The following is a 5,146-nucleotide window of genomic DNA, read 5'->3' on the forward strand; positions in this document are numbered from 1 at the left end:
TGTTTTTTTGTATTTGCTTTTTTCACTTTATGCAATTCTTGAACTACTTGACCAAAAGATTTCGACAACCAATTCACCTCTACTTTATATTCGTAATTCATTTCTGCCAGCTTTCTAGCACCAAAAGCTGATAATTTCAAAATTGCAGGACCACTCATTCCCCAATGTGTAATCAACAATGGCCCATGAGACTCTAATTTAGTATCCACTATTTTCACAGTAGCATTTGGAACCGAGACTCCTAGTAAATCAGTCAACCTAGAATCCTTAATATTAAATGTAAATAAAGATGGTACAGGCTCCACAACTTTATGCCCTAAAGTAGTTACCAAATCCCATACTCGTTTGCTGCTTCCAGCAGCAACAACTAACTTATGACATTCAAACACTCCTTTAGTACTAGTTATTTCCCAGACTTCATTTTCTTTTTTCACAGAGTTGACTCCATGATTTTTCAACACCTCAATATCGTACTTACGTACCAACTGCATAAAGCAATCGATAATACTCTGTGATGAGTTTGACTGCGGAAAAACACGATTGTCTTTTTCTATTTTCAACGGCACTCCTCTACTTTCAAACCACTCCATGGTATCTCCGGTCATAAATTGATGAAAAGGTCCTAACAATTCTTTTCTCCCTCTTGGATAAAATTCTGTCAAATCTTTCGGCACAAAACAAGCATGAGTCACATTACATCGTCCACCACCAGAAATTTTCACTTTCTGCAATACTTCTTTTCCTTTTTCAAGTATGGTAACCGATAAATTAGGATTCAATTCCTTAGCTGTAATTGCCGTAAAAAAACCGGCAGCTCCTCCTCCAACAATAATAACATCTCTCTTTTCACTCATATCATCAACTTCTTTTCAATTCCTAAAGAATCATATCTTCATAAGGAAGTATTATTTCAAATCCTTTTTCTTCAAAATACTCCGGTGTATTATCATCTCCTATGGTCATAATAAAATCTCCTCCCCAAGCACCTAAACTTTTCACAGCCCCATCAAAATCAGAAAACAACTGTTCCTGTATCGGAGCAATACCAATAAATTCACCGGTAACTGTTTCGTGTTCCTTTAAAAGAGTTATAAACTCATTATAGTTTTCACACAAAGTAATTTTTTCTGTTAATTCAGATATTTCAGCAACAAAAGATTCTTTATCTCCTTTTGTATTTTTATACAACTGAATTCCTTCCTTGCTATCTTGCTTTTGATTTAAATAAACGAAATAAATATGCTTCAAATAAGAAGGATTGAAGGCAGCTTTTTTAACGCTCGGATTAGCATCAATAATTTGGTAATGAATCGCAGTATCATTCTGTGCACAAGCAATATCATAACCACTTCCTCCAAAAGATTTTTGCAATAATTCAAAAGCATCAACCTTAGCCCAGCTGGCAATATTATTAATCAAGGTAGAAGAGGTTCCTAATCCCCATTCATTTGGAAAGGTTAAAAATGTTTGCACAAAAGCACCGTTTCCATCTGACAAAAAAGATGGATTTAACTCCTGAGCAACCAACAAAATCTTTTGCAAAGTAGCCAACTTAGGTTCTTCACTCAGTTCAGATAATTTCTCCAATTTTATTTCTGCCTGAAACCACAACTGTTTGATACAATTGAAACTTTCCCATATTAACACTGGGACATCCAAAAGACTCACTTCCAAACTTTGTCCAAATTTAGTAGGTACAGCCAAGGCAAGAGCACCATCTAAAACAGAGTATTCACCACTTAAAAGCAGTTTTCCATTGCTATAAAATTGCTCCATTATTTTAATGTTTTATAAAATTCATGCACCGCACTATGTGTCACTGGTACTTTTTCAAAATGAGCAACAGTCAATTCTTTTTCTTCATTGGTAGCACCCAATTGATTTAGGATATTCATCAAGTGCATCTTCATATGCCCTTTCTGAATTCCCGTTGTAGTCAAGGCTCTTAAAGCAGCAAAATTTTGCGCCAATCCTGCCACTGCAATAATTTTCATCAATTCTTCCGCGGAAGGATTCTGCAATAACTCTAAAGATAATTTTGCCATCGGATGCAATGCCGTCAAACCTCCAACAGTACCCAAAGCCAATGGAATTTCTATCCAAAATCTAAAAACTCCATCTTTAACTTCACACTGAGTCAAACTCTTATAACGACCATCTTTCGCAGCGTAGGCATGCGCACAAGATTCGATCGCTCTAAAATCATTACCGGTAGCCAAAACCACGGCATCGATACCATTCATAATACCTTTATTATGAGTCACTGCCCTATGCGGTTCTACATTCGCAATATCAATAGCTGTTTTAAACTTTCTTGCATATTCATTTGGATCTATTTCAGATGTACCTTGAATCAACTCCTCCACCTTACAAGATACTTCTGCTCTCACCAAACATTCCGGAACATAATTAGACAAAATACTCATTACTATGTGTATGCCTTCTTTTTCAAACCTAGATGCGATTTCCTCCAAACAAGAATTGATAAAATTAGCCCCCATTGAATCTTTCGTTTCAAAAGTTACATGTAGTTGATAGTAATGATCTAGTTCTTCTGTTTTAGAACGCAACTCTATATCTAAAATTCCACCACCACGCTTTCGCATGTTTGCTGTGATTGATTCTGTACTTGCTAATAGGTCTTTTTTTACATCTTTAAAATAAGCTTCAATTTCAACAGCATCACCTTCATAGATAAAATGCACCTGACCTATTTTGGTAGTTCCTAAAATTTCAGTTTTAAAACCACCTCTAGTACTCCAAAATTTCCCTATCAAAGAAGCGGCAGCTACTACCGAACTTTCTTCGATAACCATGGGTATGGTATAGTCGATTCCGTCAATGATAAAATTGGGAGCAACACCATATGGTAAATAAAAATTAGAGATGGTGTTTTCGATAAAATCATCGTGCAATCTTTGCAATTTTTCATCTGTATTCCAATACTTTATCAAGGTCTCTTTGGTAATAGATTGCTTGTTAAAGAATGCTTTTACCAACCAATCAATTTTTTCTTCCTTAGAAAACTTAGAAAATCCTGTAATTCTTCGTACCATATATATCAAATTCGCATTTATGACGGCAAAGATACCGATTACACTAAAAAACCAACTACAATATCATTTGTTAAATTATGTTAATTTATAATTCTTATCTTTGTCCAGTAACCAAATACTCACACTTTTAAAATAAATTACATGAAAAAAACAAGACTTTTTGGCTTATCAGCCATAATTTTAGCAAGTATTTTTTCTTCTTGCGACCTTAGTTATTTCGATAACGACATTGAAGATTTCACCTGGGAGGGCGGAGTGAATCTTCCTGTAGGTCATGCAACGTACACTTTGTCAGAACTTTTTGACGAATTAGAGGTTGAAGAATTAGATGAAGACACAAATGGAAATTTCTCATTCACCTACACAGAAAGTATTAATGGAGGAGATGATAGTGCTTTTGATGTATCCATTGAAGATGTAACTATCACATCTTCTGTAGCTACACCAGTAACTGCATCGGACATAAGCCCAGCAACATTTCCTGTAACATTACCTGATCCTTTACCAGCTGCTCTTGCAGGTGGAAAATCAGATGACAACCAGGTAGTTTATGATTTAGGACTTACACAAGAACTGACTGGAGCATCTTTCAGTAATGGAACAATGGTAATTACTTTTACCTCTACATTCCAAGCAGCCAATGCTGTTTTAACAATGAGTATCCCCTCATTTACAAAAAAAACAGATGATAGTGAATATGTAGGAACTGTAACCCTAAATGGAGCAGGAAGTCAAAACCTTACAATCAACTTAAATGAGTACAATGCAAACTTCACACATGATGGTACCGCGTTTGATGCCACTGTGAACAGAGTTGTTTTAAATATGTCTTCAGTTTTTACATTTATCTCAGGACAAGACTTAACTGCAGCAGATAATATCTCTTACAGTGCTGTTTTATCGGGTGCTTCAACAGATGTTGTATATGGTGATTTCAAACAAGAGCCATTTTCTGTTGACAATAATACAATCGATTTAGATTTCTTTAACGATTTTGGAGATGGAATCACATTTGAAGATGCATCAATGACGATAGCTGCAACAAATGGCTTTGGATTTCCAATAGGAATTGATGTCAGTGGAATCGCCGGTGACAAAGGAGTAGGAACTACCTCTACAGCGTTAACATATACTAGTGTTGATGCCGATGAATTGACTGCCGGTAGTGATTATATCATCTTTGATGGAATCACAACGTATTCAGCTGGGGCAGCTGCTGTTGTTACCTCTACAACTTTAGATAAAGACAACTCTAACATCAATGCATTGTTATCATCAGCTCCTACTAGATTTAACTTAAATGTTTCTGGAAAGGCAAATCCTGTTTTAGCAGGAACAAATGAAAACTTCTATGCTACTACTAATGATGGTCTTTCTGTAGATGTTACCGTTGATGTACCATTGACAGTGAAGTTTACAGATGTAACAATTTCTCAAGATGATATTGAATTAGATTTAGGAGAAGATATTGATGATTTAAATGAACTATCAATAGATGTAACAACGGTAAACAATATTCCATTATCTGGATCGATAGATTTAATATTCAAAGAAAATGGAACTGCAAATGGGCTGACTAAATCTATTCCTATTTTTGAAGCAGCACCAACAGATGCCACCGGTAAGTCTAACGGATCAACGAACACTACAAACACAATTAATTTTACTTTCAGTGAAATGGAGCTATTGAAACAAGCTACTGAAGTTGGATTAGATATTACTTTTAATTCTGGAACAGAAGCCGTGAAGTTAAATGGATCAGACACCATTAAGTTAATCCTGAATGCCGTTGTTGATGTAGAAATCACTGGTGATGATGAAGAGAACAACTAAAAAAGACATAAAAAAGATGAAAAAACACATATATATATACATAGCATTTTTAGTTGTTGCTGCAAACAATATCAATGCACAAGATTATTTTTCGTTCTACAATCTTGGAGATTACGTAGTTCAAACTCAAAATGTATCGCCAGTTTACATTCCTAAAAATTCATTTACATTTGCTATCCCGGTAGCCAATGTAGGATTCAACTTAAATTCTGGATTTAAGGTAAATGAATTACTTGTTCAAAATGAATTAACGAACA

General features: G+C 35.2%; 5 protein-coding genes. 2 read left to right on the forward strand and 3 right to left on the reverse strand.

Annotation, left to right across the window (positions count from 1 at the left end):
• The 3 genes from P8H68_RS08710 to P8H68_RS08720 form a co-directional block, all read right to left on the reverse strand.
• The coding region (locus P8H68_RS08710; RefSeq protein WP_300323608.1) for an aminoacetone oxidase family FAD-binding enzyme at positions 1 to 854 on the reverse strand (854 nt) is incomplete at its 3' end.
• Positions 855 to 876: 22 nt separating this feature from the next.
• Complete coding sequence (locus P8H68_RS08715) at positions 877 to 1,776, reverse strand: GYDIA family GHMP kinase (protein ID WP_300323611.1); 900 nt, start codon at positions 1,774 to 1,776, stop codon at positions 877 to 879.
• Positions 1,776 to 3,056 carry a hydroxymethylglutaryl-CoA reductase, degradative gene (locus tag P8H68_RS08720; protein ID WP_300323614.1) on the reverse strand — a complete coding sequence of 427 codons (1,281 nt, stop codon included), beginning with the start codon at positions 3,054 to 3,056 and terminating at the stop codon, positions 1,776 to 1,778. Before P8H68_RS08720 ends, P8H68_RS08715 begins: the two co-directional genes overlap by 1 nt.
• Positions 3,057 to 3,197: 141 nt before the next feature.
• Here P8H68_RS08720 and P8H68_RS08725 point away from each other — a divergent pair, with 141 nt between their 5' ends.
• Both P8H68_RS08725 and P8H68_RS08730 read left to right on the forward strand, forming a co-directional pair.
• The gene (locus P8H68_RS08725; RefSeq protein WP_300323617.1) at positions 3,198 to 4,889 is read left to right on the forward strand and encodes a hypothetical protein; all 1,692 of its coding nucleotides are present in this window, start codon (positions 3,198 to 3,200) and stop codon (positions 4,887 to 4,889) included.
• A 16-nt stretch (positions 4,890 to 4,905) separates the two neighbouring features.
• A partial coding sequence (locus P8H68_RS08730; protein ID WP_300323620.1) for a hypothetical protein occupies positions 4,906 to 5,146 on the forward strand: 241 nt, incomplete at its 3' end.

The organism is Flavicella sp. (assembly GCF_029238425.1).
Taxonomy (GTDB): Bacteria; Bacteroidota; Bacteroidia; order Flavobacteriales; family Flavobacteriaceae; genus Flavicella.

Coding starts and splice junctions, on each gene's coding strand:
- P8H68_RS08715 (WP_300323611.1), bottom strand. CDS start 1,776: ATGGAGCAATTTTATAGCAATGGAAAACTGCTTTTAAGTGGTGAATAC.
- P8H68_RS08720 (WP_300323614.1), bottom strand. CDS start 3,056: ATGGTACGAAGAATTACAGGATTTTCTAAGTTTTCTAAGGAAGAAAAA.
- P8H68_RS08725 (WP_300323617.1), top strand. CDS start 3,198: ATGAAAAAAACAAGACTTTTTGGCTTATCAGCCATAATTTTAGCAAGT.